This window comes from Roseovarius sp. (genome assembly GCF_030373445.1).
In the GTDB taxonomy this organism is placed as follows: domain Bacteria; phylum Pseudomonadota; class Alphaproteobacteria; order Rhodobacterales; family Rhodobacteraceae; genus Roseovarius.
In genome coordinates, this window is record NZ_JAUCYU010000005.1 from 160010 (window position 1) to 175791 (window position 15782).

Annotated in this window: 21 protein-coding genes; 10 read left to right on the forward strand and 11 right to left on the reverse strand. The window is 66.4% G+C overall.

Annotated elements, in window-relative coordinates:
* Nucleotides 1-23: 23 nt before the first annotated feature.
* A complete protein-coding gene (locus QUV18_RS11035; protein ID WP_300893977.1) occupies nucleotides 24-524 on the reverse strand; it encodes a YdcF family protein in 501 nt (166 codons plus the stop codon).
* Between the two features lie 262 nt (nucleotides 525-786).
* On the opposite strand from QUV18_RS11035, the gene QUV18_RS11040 reads away from it, so the two are divergent.
* Together QUV18_RS11040 and QUV18_RS11045 are read left to right on the forward strand one after the other, a co-directional pair.
* Nucleotides 787-1029 (forward strand): zf-TFIIB domain-containing protein, encoded by a 243-nt coding sequence (locus tag QUV18_RS11040; RefSeq protein ID WP_300893978.1) that lies wholly within the window; start codon nucleotides 787-789, stop codon nucleotides 1027-1029.
* A 128-nt stretch (nucleotides 1030-1157) separates the two neighbouring features.
* Nucleotides 1158-1913 (forward strand): hypothetical protein, encoded by a 756-nt coding sequence (locus QUV18_RS11045; protein WP_300893979.1) that lies wholly within the window; start codon nucleotides 1158-1160, stop codon nucleotides 1911-1913.
* 9 nt (nucleotides 1914-1922) lie between these two features.
* Here QUV18_RS11045 and QUV18_RS11050 read toward each other — a convergent pair whose 3' ends face one another.
* The 3 genes from QUV18_RS11050 to uvrB all read right to left on the reverse strand — a co-directional run bounded on the left by QUV18_RS11050 (nucleotide 1923) and on the right by uvrB (nucleotide 5121).
* Nucleotides 1923-2456: a histidine phosphatase family protein gene (locus QUV18_RS11050; RefSeq protein ID WP_300893980.1), complete on the reverse strand. Its 534-nt coding sequence runs from the start codon at nucleotides 2454-2456 to the stop codon at nucleotides 1923-1925.
* A 39-nt stretch (nucleotides 2457-2495) separates the two neighbouring features.
* On the reverse strand, nucleotides 2496-2747 hold the full coding sequence (locus QUV18_RS11055; RefSeq protein WP_300893981.1) for a hypothetical protein: 252 nt from the start codon (nucleotides 2745-2747) through the stop codon (nucleotides 2496-2498).
* Between the two features lie 172 nt (nucleotides 2748-2919).
* Entirely contained in the window at nucleotides 2920-5121 is a 2202-nt protein-coding gene (uvrB, locus tag QUV18_RS11060; protein ID WP_300893982.1) for an excinuclease ABC subunit UvrB, read from the reverse strand.
* 185 nt (nucleotides 5122-5306) lie between these two features.
* On the opposite strand from uvrB, the gene QUV18_RS11065 reads away from it, so the two are divergent.
* The 5 genes from QUV18_RS11065 (at nucleotide 5307) to QUV18_RS11085 (ending at nucleotide 9517) form a co-directional block, all read left to right on the forward strand.
* Complete coding sequence (locus tag QUV18_RS11065; RefSeq protein WP_300893983.1) at nucleotides 5307-5618, forward strand: ETC complex I subunit; 312 nt, start codon at nucleotides 5307-5309, stop codon at nucleotides 5616-5618.
* A 79-nt stretch (nucleotides 5619-5697) separates the two neighbouring features.
* A complete protein-coding gene (locus tag QUV18_RS11070; protein WP_300893984.1) occupies nucleotides 5698-6336 on the forward strand; it encodes a DUF1007 family protein in 639 nt (212 codons plus the stop codon).
* On the forward strand, nucleotides 6318-7229 hold the full coding sequence (locus QUV18_RS11075; RefSeq protein ID WP_300893985.1) for a hypothetical protein: 912 nt from the start codon (nucleotides 6318-6320) through the stop codon (nucleotides 7227-7229). The genes QUV18_RS11070 and QUV18_RS11075 overlap by 19 nt, the downstream gene beginning before the upstream one ends.
* Before the next feature lie 39 nt (nucleotides 7230-7268).
* Nucleotides 7269-8633, forward strand: coding sequence for an MATE family efflux transporter (locus tag QUV18_RS11080; protein ID WP_300893986.1), 1365 nt, complete (start codon nucleotides 7269-7271; stop codon nucleotides 8631-8633).
* A 68-nt stretch (nucleotides 8634-8701) separates the two neighbouring features.
* Nucleotides 8702-9517 carry a methyltransferase domain-containing protein gene (locus tag QUV18_RS11085; RefSeq protein WP_300893987.1) on the forward strand — a complete coding sequence of 272 codons (816 nt, stop codon included), beginning with the start codon at nucleotides 8702-8704 and terminating at the stop codon, nucleotides 9515-9517.
* Nucleotides 9518-9536: 19 nt separating this feature from the next.
* On the opposite strand, the gene QUV18_RS11090 is transcribed toward QUV18_RS11085, so the two are convergent.
* The 3 genes from QUV18_RS11090 to QUV18_RS11100 all read right to left on the reverse strand — a co-directional run bounded on the left by QUV18_RS11090 (nucleotide 9537) and on the right by QUV18_RS11100 (nucleotide 11775).
* Complete coding sequence (locus tag QUV18_RS11090; RefSeq protein ID WP_300893988.1) at nucleotides 9537-10067, reverse strand: GNAT family N-acetyltransferase; 531 nt, start codon at nucleotides 10065-10067, stop codon at nucleotides 9537-9539.
* 81 nt (nucleotides 10068-10148) lie between these two features.
* Complete coding sequence (locus QUV18_RS11095) at nucleotides 10149-10559, reverse strand: hypothetical protein (protein ID WP_300893989.1); 411 nt, start codon at nucleotides 10557-10559, stop codon at nucleotides 10149-10151.
* A 13-nt stretch (nucleotides 10560-10572) separates the two neighbouring features.
* Nucleotides 10573-11775 (reverse strand): pyridoxal phosphate-dependent aminotransferase, encoded by a 1203-nt coding sequence (locus QUV18_RS11100; protein WP_300893990.1) that lies wholly within the window; start codon nucleotides 11773-11775, stop codon nucleotides 10573-10575.
* Between the two features lie 126 nt (nucleotides 11776-11901).
* Between QUV18_RS11100 and QUV18_RS11105 the strand changes: the two genes are divergently transcribed.
* From QUV18_RS11105 to QUV18_RS11115, 3 genes are all read left to right on the forward strand, one after another.
* Nucleotides 11902-12306 (forward strand): helix-turn-helix domain-containing protein, encoded by a 405-nt coding sequence (locus QUV18_RS11105; protein ID WP_300893991.1) that lies wholly within the window; start codon nucleotides 11902-11904, stop codon nucleotides 12304-12306.
* Between the two features lie 49 nt (nucleotides 12307-12355).
* Nucleotides 12356-12580: a succinate dehydrogenase assembly factor 2 gene (locus tag QUV18_RS11110; protein ID WP_300894153.1), complete on the forward strand. Its 225-nt coding sequence runs from the start codon at nucleotides 12356-12358 to the stop codon at nucleotides 12578-12580.
* Between the two features lie 90 nt (nucleotides 12581-12670).
* Nucleotides 12671-13171, forward strand: coding sequence for a winged helix DNA-binding protein (locus QUV18_RS11115; RefSeq protein WP_300893992.1), 501 nt, complete (start codon nucleotides 12671-12673; stop codon nucleotides 13169-13171).
* Here the strand turns inward: QUV18_RS11115 and QUV18_RS11120 are convergent.
* Genes QUV18_RS11120 through QUV18_RS11135 form a run of 4 tightly spaced genes read right to left on the reverse strand, consistent with a single transcriptional unit; the run spans nucleotide 13118 to nucleotide 15730 of the window.
* On the reverse strand, nucleotides 13118-13900 hold the full coding sequence (locus QUV18_RS11120) for a DUF1194 domain-containing protein (protein WP_300893993.1): 783 nt from the start codon (nucleotides 13898-13900) through the stop codon (nucleotides 13118-13120). The genes QUV18_RS11115 and QUV18_RS11120 overlap by 54 nt on opposite strands.
* Nucleotides 13897-14598 (reverse strand): DUF1194 domain-containing protein, encoded by a 702-nt coding sequence (locus tag QUV18_RS11125; RefSeq protein WP_300893994.1) that lies wholly within the window; start codon nucleotides 14596-14598, stop codon nucleotides 13897-13899. The genes QUV18_RS11120 and QUV18_RS11125 overlap by 4 nt, the downstream gene beginning before the upstream one ends.
* Entirely contained in the window at nucleotides 14595-15308 is a 714-nt protein-coding gene (locus tag QUV18_RS11130; RefSeq protein WP_300893995.1) for a DUF1194 domain-containing protein, read from the reverse strand. Before QUV18_RS11130 ends, QUV18_RS11125 begins: the two co-directional genes overlap by 4 nt.
* Entirely contained in the window at nucleotides 15302-15730 is a 429-nt protein-coding gene (locus tag QUV18_RS11135) for a VOC family protein (RefSeq protein WP_300893996.1), read from the reverse strand. Before QUV18_RS11135 ends, QUV18_RS11130 begins: the two co-directional genes overlap by 7 nt.
* Nucleotides 15731-15782: the final 52 nt, after the last annotated feature.

Genomic DNA, 15782 nt, shown 5'->3' on the forward strand with positions numbered 1-15782 from the left:
CCACTGGACCCGTCACTTGACCCTCACCTCCGCCACAGCCGCACCGCGTAGACGGCCAGCGCTGCCCTCTCCCGCAAATGCGTCCGGACCCGCCGCCACAGCGGCACGCCGGTCAGCTCCGGGCAGGATATCTCCGCGTCCACCCCCTGCCGCCGCGCCGTGAAGCCCGCCCGGCGGGCGTGGAACCCGTCCGTTACCAGCCAGACCGCCCCAATCCCTTCCGCCGCGAGGAGGGGCCGGGCGAGGCGGATGTTCTCCTCGGTGCTCGTGGCCTCGGTCTCCAGCAGGATCGCCGCGTCCGGCACCCCCGCCGACAGGCACACCCGGCGGATCGCCTCCGCCTCGGTCACCCGCACGCCGGGCGGTCCGCCGCTGGCGACGATCCGCGTCACCACGCCCTCTCGGTACAGCCACGCGGCATGCAACGCCCGCCGCTCCAGCGCGGCCGAGGGCCGGCCGCCGTCCAGCACCTTCGCCCCCAGAACGAGGGCGGCTGCGGGGCGGGGGGCGTCATCGGGTTCCATCGCTCCACCATGCGCCATCCGCTGAGGCGCTCCAAGCCCCCGTTGCGCCGCCTCCGAACGCCCCGTTAACCGGCCGCCGGCACCGCCGCGGACACCGACAAGATACCGACGTAATACCGACGCGATACCGACATCGGAAAACCTCGCCATTTCGGCCCTTTAACCCCGATTCGCAAGACCCCGCCCATATTGCCGCAGTCCCTTGCAGATCGGCCCCGTACTGCACACCTCCATACATGCAAACCACCAGAGGAGACCCGCCATGCAATGCCCCGTCGACGGAGAGACCCTGCAACTTGCCGAACGCGCCGGAGTCGAGATCGACTATTGCCCGAAATGCCGCGGCGTCTGGCTCGACCGTGGCGAGCTCGACAAGATCATCGACCGCTCGGAACCCGAACCGCCCCAGGCCCGGGTCTGGAATGCCGAGGACGACCGCCGCGGCCATGACGGACGCAAGAAGAAAAAGCGTGGCGGCTTCCTGGAAGAAATATTCGATTTCTGAGGCTTGAAGCCCAAAGTTGCAGCAGTTTCAGGCCCGGTTCAGATGCCGGGCCGCGGCTTGCGCTTGTGCCATTGTCCCTCGGTCCTCCCGCGGCTAATCTGACCCTGATCAACAGGAGGCCCATGGACATGAACAAGATCATCGCGCTCTGGTCGCACCCCCGCTCTATGTCCACCGCGATGGAACGCGTGATGCGCGAGCGGGGCGACCTGACCTGCGCCCATGAGCCGTTCATGTACTATTACTACCTCAACGTCCTGGAAAAGCCGTTCCCCGGCTTCGACGCCCAGTCGGATCACCCGACCACCTATGCCGGCATCCGCGACATGCTGATCGGCATGGCCGAGGAAAACCCTGTATTTTTCAAGGACATGGCGTACTATGTTCTACCGGAAATCACCAAGGATCCGGCCTTCATGGAACGGGTCACCCATTGCTTCCTGATCCGCCACCCGCTGGCCTCGATCCTCAGCTATCACAAGCTGGATCCGCAGATGTCCTGCCAGGAAATCGGGCTCGAGGACGAATGGAAACTCTACCAGGCCGTCACCGAGGCCGGCCACGATGCCGTGGTGATCGAGGCCGAGACCGTTCGCGCCGACACCCGCGGCACCATGGCCCGCCTGTGGGAGCGGATCGGCCTTGAGTTCCGCGAAGAGGCCTTCGACTGGAACAAGAAGGCCCCCGAGGACTGGGAACAGGTCAGTTCATGGCATGAGCACGCCTCCACCTCCTCCGGCATCCGCGCCGCCGATGCCGAGGAGATGCTCCGCAAGGAGGCCGAGTTCGAGGCACTGGCCGAGGAGGCGCCCCATCTCCGGGATTACCTGCGCCACCATCTGCCCTTCTACGAACGCCTGTCGCAAGTGGCGCTGCTGCCCTGAACCGCCCGGTCAGGGCGCGATCATGATCGCGCCCAGCACTTCGGCCCCGTCGCCCGTCATCCGGATGATCAGTACCTCGCCCGACCGCGTGCTGCGGCCGGTCAGGCCCGAGATGTTGACCTGGTGCGTCACCATCAACCGCGCCCCGGAAGTTTCTGAAATCAGGGACTTTACGGCGTTCGTGCTGGCCTCTTCCTCAGAGAAGTCGTCGAAGAAGGAATTGAGCGCCGGCGCCTCTTCCACTGGTCCGACGTCCAGCAGTTCTGCCGTCTCGCGGCATCGGCACCACTGGCTGGTGAAGACCCGGTCGAAGCGGATACCCCGCTCACGGAACGCCGCGCCGATGGCCCGCGCCTGGGCCCGGCCCCGTTCATCGAGATTGCGCTGGGTGGCACAGTCGCCCAACGTGAAATCGGCCGGGTCGGCGGCGCCGGGCGCCAGCGCGTGGCGCATGATCGCGATGGCGCCGGGCTGGTCGAGCGCCTGCCAGTCATCGGCCAGTGCGACCGCGGGAAAGAACAGGAAGACAAGAAGAAATCGCATGCGCGCAGACTTAGCCGCACGGCCCGGATTGTCCAGCCTTCAGGAGGCGGCGCGGGCGGTGATGCGAAAGTGGTCGCCGTCGAAGGCAATCTGCCAGGATTTGGCGGCGATCTCGGTGCCGGCCGTGGTGGTGTAGGGCTTGATATGCAGCATCTCGCCCGAAAGCGTGCCCGTCGCCCCGCTGCCATCGGCAAAGCGCAGCGAGACCGGCCCACTCACCGGCTCACCGCTCAGGATGGTGCCGGTCGCGCCGGGATAAAGATGGGTGTTCGTGGCCTCGAGTTCGAGCATCGCTTTTCTCCGCACGCCGTCGAAATCCTGAAAAGTTTTCGGTCCGCATTCTTTTCAAGAATGCGCCACAACCCGCGCACCCTGAACGATTTTCCCCGGCATCAGGGCCGTATCAATGGGCAACGCAACACCGCGCCCCGCTCGCTTAATCCGCCCTTAACCAACCCGTGGTTCAGTGCTTCTTGCGCCGCTTCACGTTGCCGCCGCGCTGGCCGGGCCGGCCGGCTGTCGACCGTCCCTTCGTGCCAATGGCCGCGTCGGAGGCTTTCTCGACCGCCTGCTGCCGCGCCAGAGGGTCGTCATGCACGGCAAGGTCGACGGCCTCAAGCCGCTTGACCTCGTCGCGCAGCCGCGCCGCCTCTTCGAATTCGAGGTTCTCGGCGGCCTTGCGCATCTCGGTGCGCAGCCCGTCGAGATGGGCCTGCAGGTTGGCGCCCACCATCGGCTTGTCGACCTTTGCCGTCACGCGGTTCATGTCGACATCGCCCTTGTAGAGCCCCGACAGGATGTCATCGACATTCTTGCGGATCGTCGCCGGGGTGATCCCGTGCTCCTCGTTATAGGCGATCTGCTTGGCGCGGCGGCGCTCGGTTTCGCCGATGGCGCGCTCCATCGAGCCGGTCATGCGGTCGGCATACATGATCACCCGCCCGTCGGCATTCCGCGCGGCCCGCCCGATGGTCTGGATCAGCGAGGTCTCGGACCGCAGGAACCCTTCCTTGTCGGCATCGAGGATCGCCACCAGCCCGCATTCGGGAATGTCGAGCCCCTCGCGCAGCAGGTTGATCCCGATCAGAACGTCGAAGGCACCCAACCGCAGGTCGCGGAGAATCTCAATCCTTTCAAGCGTGTCGATGTCGGAATGCATGTAGCGCACCCGAATGCCCTGCTCGTGCAGGTACTCGGTCAGGTCTTCGGCCATCCGCTTGGTCAGCGTCGTCACCAGCGTCCGGTAGCCCGCCTCGGACACCCGCCGCACCTCGTCGAGCAGGTCGTCGACCTGCATCTCGACGGGCCGGATTTCCACCTGCGGGTCCAGCAGGCCCGTGGGGCGGATCACCTGTTCGGTAAAGACGCCGCCTGTCTGCTCCAATTCCCACGCGGCAGGCGTGGCCGACACGAACACCGATTGCGGGCGCATCGCATCCCATTCCTCGAACTTGAGGGGCCGGTTGTCCATGCAGGAGGGCAGGCGGAAGCCATGTTCCGCCAGCGTGAACTTGCGCCGGTAGTCGCCCCGGTACATGCCGCCGATCTGCGGGACGGACACGTGGGATTCATCGGCAAAAACAATGGCATGGTCCGGGATGAACTCGAAAAGCGTCGGCGGCGGCTCACCCGGTGCGCGGCCCGTCAGGTAGCGCGAGTAGTTCTCGATCCCGTTACAGACGCCGGTCGCCTCCAGCATCTCGAGGTCGAAATTCGTTCGCTGTTCCAGCCGCTGCGCCTCGAGCAGCTTGCCTTCACCGACAAGCTGATCGAGCCGCGTCCGCAACTCCTTTTTGATGCCGATGATGGCCTGCTGCATCGTCGGCTTGGGCGTTACGTAGTGCGAATTGGCATAGACCCGGATCTGTTCGAACGAGCCTGTCTTCGCGCCGGTCAACGGGTCGAATTCGGTAATCGATTCAAGCTCCTCGCCGAAGAAGCTCAACTTCCACGCCCGGTCTTCGAGGTGGGCAGGCCAGATCTCGAGGCTGTCGCCCCGCACCCGGAAGCTGCCCCGCTGGAAGGCCTGGTCGTTGCGGCGGTATTGCTGCGCCACGAGATCGGCGATCACCTGCCGCTGGTCATAGGCGCCGCCGGCCTTCAGATCCTGCGTCATCGCCCCGTAAGTCTCGACCGAGCCGATGCCGTAGATGCACGAGACAGAGGCCACGATGATCACGTCGTCCCGTTCCAGCAGCGCCCGCGTGGCCGAGTGGCGCATCCGGTCGATCTGCTCGTTGATCTGGCTTTCCTTCTCGATATACGTATCCGAGCGCGGCACGTAAGCTTCGGGCTGGTAGTAGTCGTAATAGCTGACAAAATACTCGACGGCATTGTCTGGAAAGAAGCCCTTGAACTCGCCGTACAGCTGGGCCGCCAAGGTCTTGTTGGGCGCGAGGATGATGGCCGGGCGCTGGGTCTCCTCGATCACCTTGGCCATTGTATAGGTCTTGCCCGTCCCGGTCGCCCCCAGCAGCACCTGGTCGCGCTCGCCGCCGTCGACGCCCTGCGACAGCTCGGCGATGGCCGTGGGCTGGTCACCGGCCGGCTGGAATTCGGTCGCCATGACGAATTTCTTGCCGCCTTCCAGCTTGTCGCGATGCTTCACGTCCGGCGCGGGCGCGTGCATCAGCGGTTCGGACTTGTCGGAATGGGCATAGGGCATGGGGCGAATCCTCGGGGGTTGCGCTAGACTTGGCCTCTTTCCCCGCCAGTTCAACCCGCCACTGCCCGGCCGGCGCCCTTCCTGACAGGGGTGGTCAGTATCGGGCCGTTTCGGGTTCACGCAATCGCCCTCTTGCCCAGCCGCGCGGATTTTGGAATAACCGCGATGACCCAAGGAGTTCGCCGATGCCAGCCCGTATCTACAAGCCTGCGCGCAACACCATGCAATCCGGCACCGCCAAGACCAAGCACTGGGTGCTGGAATTCGTCAACGAGACCGGCCGCGATGTCGACCCGCTGATGGGCTGGACCTCGTCCTCGGACACGCAGGCGCAGGTCCGGATGCGGTTCTCGACCAAGGAAGCGGCGCTGGAATATGCCCGCGAACACGGGATCGACGCGGTGGTGACCGAGCCCCACAATCGCAAGCCCAATGTCCGCCCGGGCGGCTATGGCGAGAACTTCGCCACCAACCGCCGCGGCGCCTGGACCCACTGACAGCACGTGCGGGCGCCCCGGCGCCGACCGCAACGCGCGCGGATTGCCCGCCGGCGCAGGGCGTCGTAAGACGGTGCCCGTGCGCGCCTTGCTCCTCATATCGGCCCTGCTGGCCAGCCTTGCCGCCGCCCCGGCGCGGGCGCATCCGCATGTCTTCGTCGATGTCGGGCTGAGCTTCGAAACCGACGGGCAGGGGAACCTGGCCTGGGTCGAGGTGACATGGGCCTATGACGACCTCTTCTCGATGCTGATCCTGTCGGATTACGGGCTCGACCCGGATGGTGACATGCAACTGACCGAGGCGGAGCGGGCGGAGCTGATCGGCTTCGACCTTGCCGACTGGCCCGAGGGGTTCGAGGGCGCGCTCTTCATCGACACGGCCGGGGGCAAGCTGTCGCTCGGCCCGCCCGAGTCGCTTTCCCTGGAAATGGAGGACGGTCATATCGTCACCCGCCACCGTCGCCCGGTCTCGGCCGAGGTGCCCGGGAGGATGACGGTGCGCGCCTACGACCCGTCCTATTATGCCGCACTGTCGATGATCGGCGAGATGATCCTGCCCGACGGCTGCACCGGTCAACTCACCGAGGCGGACGAGGCGGCAGCTGATGAAACGGTCGAGAACCTCGGCGACCCCGGCGAGGAGGATTTCTTCGACACGGTCGAGGTGGGGCGCTACTACGCCGATACGCTAGAGGTATCATGCGAACCGCGCTCCTGATCGCGGCCGTGATGATTGCCGGGGCGGCGCTGTGGCTCTGGGCCTTTGGCGGGGCGGGTGACGTGGCCCGCTGGGCGGCCGAGGGCCAGCGCACGACGCAGGAGGCCATGGCGGCGGGGCTGCGCGCACTACGCGCGGGCGAGCCCGGCGCGCTGGCGGCGCTGCTCGGCACCAGCTTTGCCTACGGGTTCTTCCACGCGGCCGGGCCGGGCCACGGCAAGGTGCTGATCGGCGGTTACGGGGTGGGGGCAAGGGTGCCGGCACTGCGCCTGTCGCTGCTGGCGCTGGCATCTAGCCTTGCACAGGCGGCGACGGCGGTGGCGCTGGTCTATGCCGGGGTGCTGGTGCTGAACCTGTCGCGGCCGGCAATGACGGGGTTTGCCGACAGGGCAATGGCGCCGGCGAGCTACGGTGCCATTGCGCTGGTCGGCTTTTGGCTGGCGGTGCGGGGCGCGCGGCGGGTGTGGACGTCGCGCCCGGCGCACGACCATGACCACGCCCACCATCACCATGGCCCCGACGGCCATTGCGACACCTGCGGCCACCGCCACGGACCGACGCTGGAAGAGGCGGCAGAGGTCAAATCGTGGCGCGACGCGGCGATGCTGGTGGGCGCCGTCGCCATCCGGCCCTGCACCGGCGCGCTGTTCCTGCTGATCCTGACATGGCGCTTCGGCCTCGACGCGGCTGGTATTGCCGGGGCCTTTACCATGGGGCTGGGCACCGCCTGCGTGACCATCGCGGTCGCCGTGGCCGCGGTCACCTTGCGCGAAGGGGCGCTCAGCCGGCTGGCAACGGGGCAGGGTGCCGCCCGCGCACTGCCCCTGATCGAGATCGCCGCTGGTTGCCTGATTGCCGCCATCGCGGGCCAGCTTCTGCTCGCCGCGCTGTGACGTCTTGCCGCGGGCGTGCGGCTTGGGTAGGCGAGCGGCATGAAGGACGCACTGACATACCGCCAGCACGCAAGGGCGACCCTGATGCTGGGCCTGCCGCTGATCGGCAGCCACGTGGCGCAGTTCGCCATCACGCTGACCGATGCGGCGATGCTGGGCTGGTACTCGGTTGACGCGCTGGCGGCCGAGGTGCTGGGCGGCACGACCTTCTTCGTCTTCTTCATCATGGGCTCGGGCTTTGCCTGGGCGGTGATGCCGATGGTGGCCTCGGCGCAGGCCGCGGGGCAGGAGGCGCAGGTGCGCCGCGTGACCCGCATGGGCGCCTGGGCCTCGGTGCTTTACGCGCTTGCGGTGCTGCCGGTGCTCTACTGGTCCGGGCCGGTCTTCCGCGCGCTGGGACAGGACCCGGAGATCTCGGCGCTCGCCGAGGATTACCTGCGCATCGCGGGCTTCGCCACGCTGCCCGCGCTCCTGGTGATGGTGTTGAAATCCTACCTGGCGGCGCTGGAGCGTACGCAGGTCGTACTCTGGGTCACGGTGGCGGCGGTCGGCCTGAACATCGTGGTGAACTACGCGCTGATCTTCGGCCATTGGGGCTTCCCCGAGATGGGGGTGCAGGGCGCCGCCATCGCCTCGCTCGCGGTCAATGTCGCCTCCTTCGTGGTGCTGGCCGTCTACGTCGCCATCGCCACGCCCGAGCACACGCTCTTCCAGCGCGTCTGGCGCCCGGACTGGGAGGCGTTCGGCCGGGTCTTCCGCCTTGGCTGGCCAATCGGCATCACCAACCTGGCCGAGGTCGGGCTGTTTGCCGCCTCGACGGCGATGATGGGCTGGCTGGGCAAGCTGCCGCTGGCGGCGCACGGGATCGCGATGCAGGTCGCCTCGGTCATGTTCATGGTGCACCTTGGCCTGTCGAACGCCGCCACGGTGCGGGCGGGGCAGGCCTTTGGCCGGGGCGACGGGCCGGGGCTCCGGTCAGGGGCGCTGGTTGTGCTGGCGATGTCTGGCGTGGTGGCGCTGCTGACGGTGGCGATCTTCCTGATCGTCCCCGAACCCCTGATCGGCCTGTTCATGAGCCCGTCGGAGCCCAACCGCGCGGGCGTCATCGCCGTGGGCACCGGCCTTCTGGCGGCGGCGGCCCTGTTCCAGCTGGTGGATGCGGGGCAGGTGATGGCGCTTGGGCTTCTGCGAGGGGTGCACGACACCCGCGTGCCGATGATCATCGCCGCCGTCAGTTACTGGGGCATCGGGGTGCCGGTCAGCTACGTGATGGGGTTCACGCTGGGCTGGGGCGGCGTCGGCATCTGGCTGGGGCTGGCGGTGGGGCTGGCCTTTGCCGCGGTTTTCATGCTGGCGCGGTTCTGGGGCTGGTCGGCCCGCAACGTGGCGGCGCGGATGGGGTAAAAGGCGCTTCCGGGCGGCGTTTCCATGCTATGCTGTTCTCGTTTCAGCATCGGGAAGGATCGGCCACCATGGACTTCAAGGAATTCGCCCGTCTCGAAGTCGACGGCTGGTCCGACGAAGACCTCGCCGAAACCTACGTCACCCGCTTCTCCAGGGCCACGGACATGGCGGTCGCACCGATGCTTGCCTGTCTCGAGCCTGGCTGCGACCTGCTCGACCTGTGCTGCGGGCAGGGCAACCTGAGCGCCGCCGCCCATGACAGCGGTTTCCGGGTGACCGGCCTCGATTTCTCGCGCGAGATGCTGGCCCACGCGCATGAACGGGCCCCCGACGTGGTCTTCATCGTGGGCGACGCGCAGGAGATGCCCTTCGACGACGGCGCCTTCGACGCGGTGACCTGCGGCTTCGGCCTGATGCACGTGCCCGACCAGCCCAAGGCGCTGGCCGAGGTGGCCCGCGTGCTGCGCCCCGGCGGGCGCTTCGTCATGGCCAGCTGGCACGGGCCGGACGTGTCGGAAACCTTCGCGCTGCTCTACGGCAGCGTGCAGGCCCATGGCGCGACGTCCGTGAAGATGCCCGAAAGCCCCGACTTCCACCAGTTCGCCCGGGAAACGACGGCCCGCGACCTGTTCGACAAGGCGGGGCTGACACTTGACCGGTTCGAAACGATCGCCTGCCACTGGGACCTCGACGATCCGGCCGGGGTGATCGAAATCTTCCAGAACGGCGCACCGCGGGCGAGCTACCTGCTGACCAACCAGCCGAAGAAGAACCTTCAGGCGATCCGGAAGGCCATCACCGCCGAGGCGAGGAGGAAATTCGCCAATGGCGATGGATGGAAGGTGCCGATGCCGGCTGCGCTGGCGGTGGCCACCAGGCGGTAAGCCGGGGCCAGGAAGACCGCTACGCCCTGTCGGTGGTGGGCGCCGTCAAATCGCGCTCCATGAAGATCAGCCAGTCCCGCATCTCGGGCTCAAGCTGGTAATACGGGTCGATCGGGCGAAAGCCGAGCCGCTTGTAAAGGCCCTGCGCCTCGGCCTGCTTCGGGCCGGTATCCAGACGCATCGTGTGATAGCCGATGGCCACGGCCTCTTCGATGACCCTTTGTGCCAGCAACTGGCCCAGTCCGCGACCGTGATGGCCGGGCGCGACGAACAGGCGCTTCATCTCGCAGACACCGTCGCCAAGGTCATGCAGGGCAATACAGCCAAGCGCCTCGCCGTCCTCAATCGCCAGAAGCAGCCGGCCGCCGGGCGGCCGGAATTTCCCCGGCAAGTCCGCCAGTTCCGCTTCGAATGTCACCGGGTCGAAATACGTGCGGATGAGCGATACGGAGTCGCTATGGCGTTCAAGGTGCCAGTCCACGAAGCCCCGCATCAGGCTCCGCACCGCCTCCAGATGGGCCTCTTCCTCTGCCTGAACGAGTTCGACCATCGGATCATCCCCTGCCGCCACGTCAGGGGCCACCGTATCACGGGTCAGGGCAAAATGAAGGGCGCCGCCGGACCGGCCCGGTCAGCCCCCCTGTTCCTTCATGAGCCGCTCGGCCTTCTTGCGCACCAGGACCGAGCGCAGGTCGTGCATCGCCAGCAGAAGCGCGTCGCTCACCAGTTCGAGCTGCTCGTCGGTGGCCTTCGACTGGGCCCAGTGGGTCGTCGTGTTGAGATAGTCGACCGCCCGGTGAATGTCGTCGATATCCCTGTGGGCGAGGATTTCCAGCCGCTCGGCCATCCAGTCCTCGATCACGCTCTTGTCACGCTCGGTCAGCTCGCGGTCGCCATGCGGCTTGATCTGGCCGTTGCGGATGTTGACCACGGCGATCTGGTCCATCTCGATCCGGCGCTGGCGGTTCTCGGTATCGACAAGAAACACGAAGGCGCCGTTCTCGCGCACCCGAAAGTAATATTCCGGCAGATCGTCCGACATCGCCCCTCGGTTCTCAGGTCAGCGCGGCGCAGAAATCCGCGATGCGCTTGCAGGCCTCCTGCAGGGCCTCGTCCGAGGTAGCGTAGCTGACGCGAAACGCCGGGGAAAGCCCAAATGCCGCGCCGAAGACCACGGCCACTCCGGCCTCTTCCAGCAGGGCGGTGGCGAAATCCTCGTCGGTGTCGAGCTTGGTTCCGCCGGCGGTGGTCTTGCCGATCAGCCCCTTGATCGAGGGGTAGACATAGAACGCCCCTTCGGGCGTCGGACACTCGATCCCGTCGATGGCGCGCAGCCTTTCGAGCACGAGGTCGCGGCGGCGGCGGAAGGTTTCGTTGTTGGGCGCGATGAAGTCCTGTGTGCCGGTCAGCGCCTCCAGCGCAGCCCACTGGCTGATGGTGCAGGGGTTCGAGGTCGACTGCGACTGGATCTTGCGCATCGCCCCGATCAGCTCTTCCGGCCCGCCGGCATAGCCGATCCGCCAGCCGGTCATGGCATAGGCCTTCGAGACGCCGTTGCAGGTGAGGGTTCGGTCATAGAGCGCCGGTTCCACCTGCGCGGGGGTGCAGAATTCAAACCCGTCATAGGCCAGGTGCTCGTACATGTCGTCGGTCAGAACCCAGACATGCGGGTGCCGCATCAACACGTCGGTCAGCGCCTTCAGTTCGTCCCACGAATAGCCCGCCCCGGTGGGGTTCGAAGGCGAGTTGAAGATGAACCAGCGGGTCTTGGGCGTGATCGCCGCCTCCAGCGCCTCGGGCGTCAGCTTGAAACTGGTCTCGATCCCCGCCGGAGCGATCACCGGCTCGCCGCCCGCCAGCAGCACCATGTCGGGATAGCTGACCCAGTAGGGCGCGGGGATCACGACCTCGTCGCCGGGGTTCAGCGTGGCCATCAGGGCGTTGTAGAGGATCTGCTTGCCGCCCGTGCCGATGCTGACCTGCTTCGGCGTGTACTCGAGCCCGTTGTCGCGCCGGAACTTGGCGCAGACCGCCTCCTTCAGCTCGATGATGCCGTCGGGCGCGGTATAGCGCGTCTTGCCTTCCTCGATCGCGCGAATCCCCGCCGCGCGGATGTTTTCCGGCGTCGGAAAGTCGGGCTCCCCGGCGCTCAGGCCGATCACGTCCTTGCCGGCCGCCTTCATTTCCTGCGAAAGCGCGGTGATCGCCATTGTCGGCGAGGGCTTGACGCGGGCCAGCGTCGCGGAAAGGGAAATCATGTCGTACTCCGGTTGGAATAAGCGCGCGAACGCTCTATAGTCATGGTTCTAGTTCATTAGTGACAAACCGGACCATTGACCGGTTGTAAAGGCCCGTCTCCCGAAAGACCAAAGAAAGGACTTCCCATGAACGCCCAGACCGAGGATGGCTGGTACGACCCGAACGCAACAACCTTTGGCGACCGCGTCGCCGGGGCGCGCGAACAGGCCGGCATGAGCCAGGCCGACCTGGCAAAACGGCTTGGCGTCAAACTGAAAACCCTGAAATCCTGGGAAGACGACCTGAGCGAGCCGCGCGCCAACAAGCTGTCGATGATGGCGGGCATGCTGAACGTCTCGCTCCTGTGGCTGCTGAGCGGCGAGGGCCCCGGCCCGGACGGCCCGGAAGATGCCAACGAATTGTCGCCGGACGTGACCGAGCTGCTGATGGAAATCCGCGATATCCGCTCGCAGCTGGCGCTTTCCGCCGACCGGCTCGGCCGGCTCGAGAAATCGCTGCGCGCCAAGCTGAAAGAGGAAGCGCTTGCCTGAAGCGACGCCGACCGGAGAAACCGCCGAGCATCGGCTGAAACGGCTTCGGATGCGCTCGATGCGGCGCGGCATCAAGGAGATGGACATCATCCTTGGCCGTTTCGCCGAGACGGGGCTGGGCGCGCTCGACGCGGAGATGCTCGATCTCTACGACGCGCTGCTCTCCGAGAACGATCACGACCTTTATCAATGGGTGACGGGGCAGAGCGCTCCGCCGCCCCGCTTTGCCGGCCTGGTCGACCGGATCGCGCGGGTCAGCACACCGGCGAATTGAGTCGACTTTTATCTATCTGGCTCGCGTTTACGACTTATTGGGCATTTGCGGGCTAAGACCGGCTCCGAGCAGTCACGCACGGAGCCGAGAATGAGTTTGCAAAACCCCCCTCTGCTGTCGCCCGAGCAGCAAAGCTTCATGTCGGGATATCTCGATTCCCTGGCACTGGTGGAGCGTCTGCATCGGCTGTTGCTGGACGTCATCAAGGATGAGTTCGAACGGCTCGGCGTGCTCGAGATCAACGCGGTGCAGGCGCTGCTGCTGTTCAACATCGGCGACAACGAGGTGACGGCGGGCGAGTTGAAGACGCGCGGCTACTATCAGGGCAGCAATGTCAGCTACAATCTCAAGAAGCTGGTCGAGATGGGCTACATGCACCACCAGCGATGCGAGATCGACCGCCGTTCGGTGCGGGTGCGCCTGACCGAAAAGGGGCGCGGCATCCGGGCGGTCATTTCGAAACTTTTCGCCAGCCATGCCGAGGGGCTGCAAAGCAGGGGCGTGCTGGGCAATGACGGCATCGACCAGATCAACAGCTCACTGCGCCGGGTCGAGCGGTACTGGGCCGACCAGATCCGCTATATCTACTGACGTCCCGGCCCCGGCCGGGTCGCGCGACACGGCGGCAGGCTGAAGCTCCCGTATCAGCTTGCGGCGCATGGCCTCGGCGAAATCCTCGTAATCCAGAGCGGCCACCACGAAGGCGCCCGGGCCGCGGATCACGTAGGACTGGTAATATCCCATTAACGATTTGACGTTGTGACGGTTCTTCGTCGTGTTCGAGGGCCCGTCGGGCCCGATCACCAGCCCGTTGATAATCACCGGGCCGGTCTCGTGCGGTTCGATCAGCCGGGGATGGCGGCCGATATTCGACGGGCCATCGCCGGAAATGTCGAGCGTCATCCGCCAGCACCCTGCCTGTTGTTGAAGCTCGGCGGCGCCGAAGACCATCGCGGCGCCGATCGCTGTGGACGGGTTGTTGACCGGCACTGACTTGGTGCTGCGCACCACCTCCGCCGCGGCCAGCAGGGCGGCGGGGCCGGTCACGTCCTGCCATCCGATCACGACGCGCTGATGGCCTTGCGCGCTCCATTCGAAGACCATCAGCCGCACCGGCGCCTCGGGGTACAGCAGGAAGGCTTCCTGCACCTCCGGATCAAGCAGCGCCGCGGCCAGACCGTCCAGTTGCAGACGGTATTCCCACATGTCGACCGAGCCCGACACGTCGAGCCCCAGCGCCAGCGCCTGCCGGCAGGCGGAATGCGCCGGGGCGGCCAGCATCGCCGTCAGCAGCAGCACAAGGCGCGCCAGCCCCCTCATCCGCGCGGCCGCCGCGTGCCGGCGTCGCCCAGCATGACATCGTTGATTTCGCGGTACAGTTTCTTCGTCATGGCGGCACGGAAATCGTCGAACCCGTTGGCGATGACCAGGAAGGACTGCGGCCCGCGCAGCACCTCCTTGCGGTAGTAATCGGCGACCCCTTCATAGCCTTCGAGGATCACCAGCCCGTTCACCGTGATCCCGTCGAACGGAAAGCTCCGATACGCCGCCGCGGGCCCGTACCCGTAATTGTTGATCCCGTCGCCGGAGATATCGACCACACGCCGCCCGCAATCGGGCGCGCGCCGCATCATTTGCGCCGCAAAGCCGAGCGCCTGCCCGATGGCGGTGGGGTAGCCCTCGTGGCTGCGCGACATGGTGCCAACGGCCACGACCGCGCGGTCGATGTCGCGCGCCGTACTTAGGAGCGACCAGTCGAGATGCAGCTTCTGCTGGTGAAAACCGCTCCATTCGAAAACTGCCAGTGCCACGTGACCGTGCCCGCCATAGAGGATGGCATGGCGCACGTCCTCGCTGTCGAGCGCGGCGGCAAGGCCCAGCCGCTGAAGGTCGTACTCGTCGGCATCGACCGAAGACGAGACGTCGAGCGCGAGGACCAGGGCCAGCCGGCAGGACGCCGCGGCAGGGGCTGCCAGCGCCAGGCAGGCCACCGCCAGCAGCGCCCGCGCCCACCTCATCCGGGCACCTGCCGGGGCAGGGTGTGTGGCACGCGGCCAAGGATGATGTCGTTGATTTCACGGTAGAGTTTCCTGGTCATCGCCTCACGGAACTCGTCGAACCCCTTGGCCACCACCATGAAGGCCCCCGCGCCGTGCAGCACTTCCGCCCCGTAATAGGACAGCACGCCGGGATCGTCGCCCAGGATGACCAGCCCGTTCACCGTCACGTCGTTCAGCGGGAAATGCCGGTAGGCCTCGCGCGGGCCGTAGCGGTAGTTGTTCACCCCGTCGCCCGAGACATCGATCACCCGCCGCTCGCAGCGCGGGGCCCGCTTCAGCAGTGTCGCGCCATAGCCGATGGCCGGGCCGATCGAGGTCGGGAAATTGTCGTGGCTGCGCTCCATCCCGGCAAGGGTCGCGACGGCGCGATCGATCGCGGCGGGAGAGGTCAGCGCCAGCCAGTCAAGCTGGAGCTTGTGCTGGTTGAAGCCGCTCCATTCATAGACGGACAGGGCGACGTAGCCACCCGCGCCGGTCAGGATGGCATGGCGCACCTCCTCGGCGTCAAGTGCCGCGGCCAGGCCGGTGCGCTGCAGGGCATATTCCTCGGCATCGACCGAGGACGACACGTCGAGCGCGAGAACAAGGGCCAGCCGGCAGGCGGATTGCGCCTGCGCCGTGACCGCCCACAGAAGGCAGGCGGCGAGTAGGGTAGCCGCCCTTACCAATGTCCGGTGTTTTCCATGCTGGACCAGGGCTCGGCAGGCTCCAGCGCCTCGCCCTCCTGCAGCAGTTCGACCGAGACGTTGTCGGGGCTGCGCACGAAGGCCATGCGCCCGTCGCGTGGCGGACGGTTGATGGTCACGCCGTTGTCCTGCAGGTGCTGGCACATCTCGTAGATGTTGCCGACGGAGTAGGCCAGGTGGCCGAAATGGCGGCTGTCATCGGGCAGCGCGTCGTCGCCATCCCAGTTGTAGGTCAGCTCGACCGGGCAGTCCTCGTGCCCCTCGGGCGCCATGAAGACCAGCGTGAAGCGGCCGCCCTCGCTGTCCATGCGCCGGGTCTCCTTCAGGCCCAGCAGCTCGTAGAATTTCATCGAGGTCTCGAGGTCCTTCACCCGGACCATGGTGTGCAGATAGCGTACCCGCATCCCGCGTCTCCTTCCGTTTCGTGGTCACGGAAAGGATAGACGGCTGGCGCGC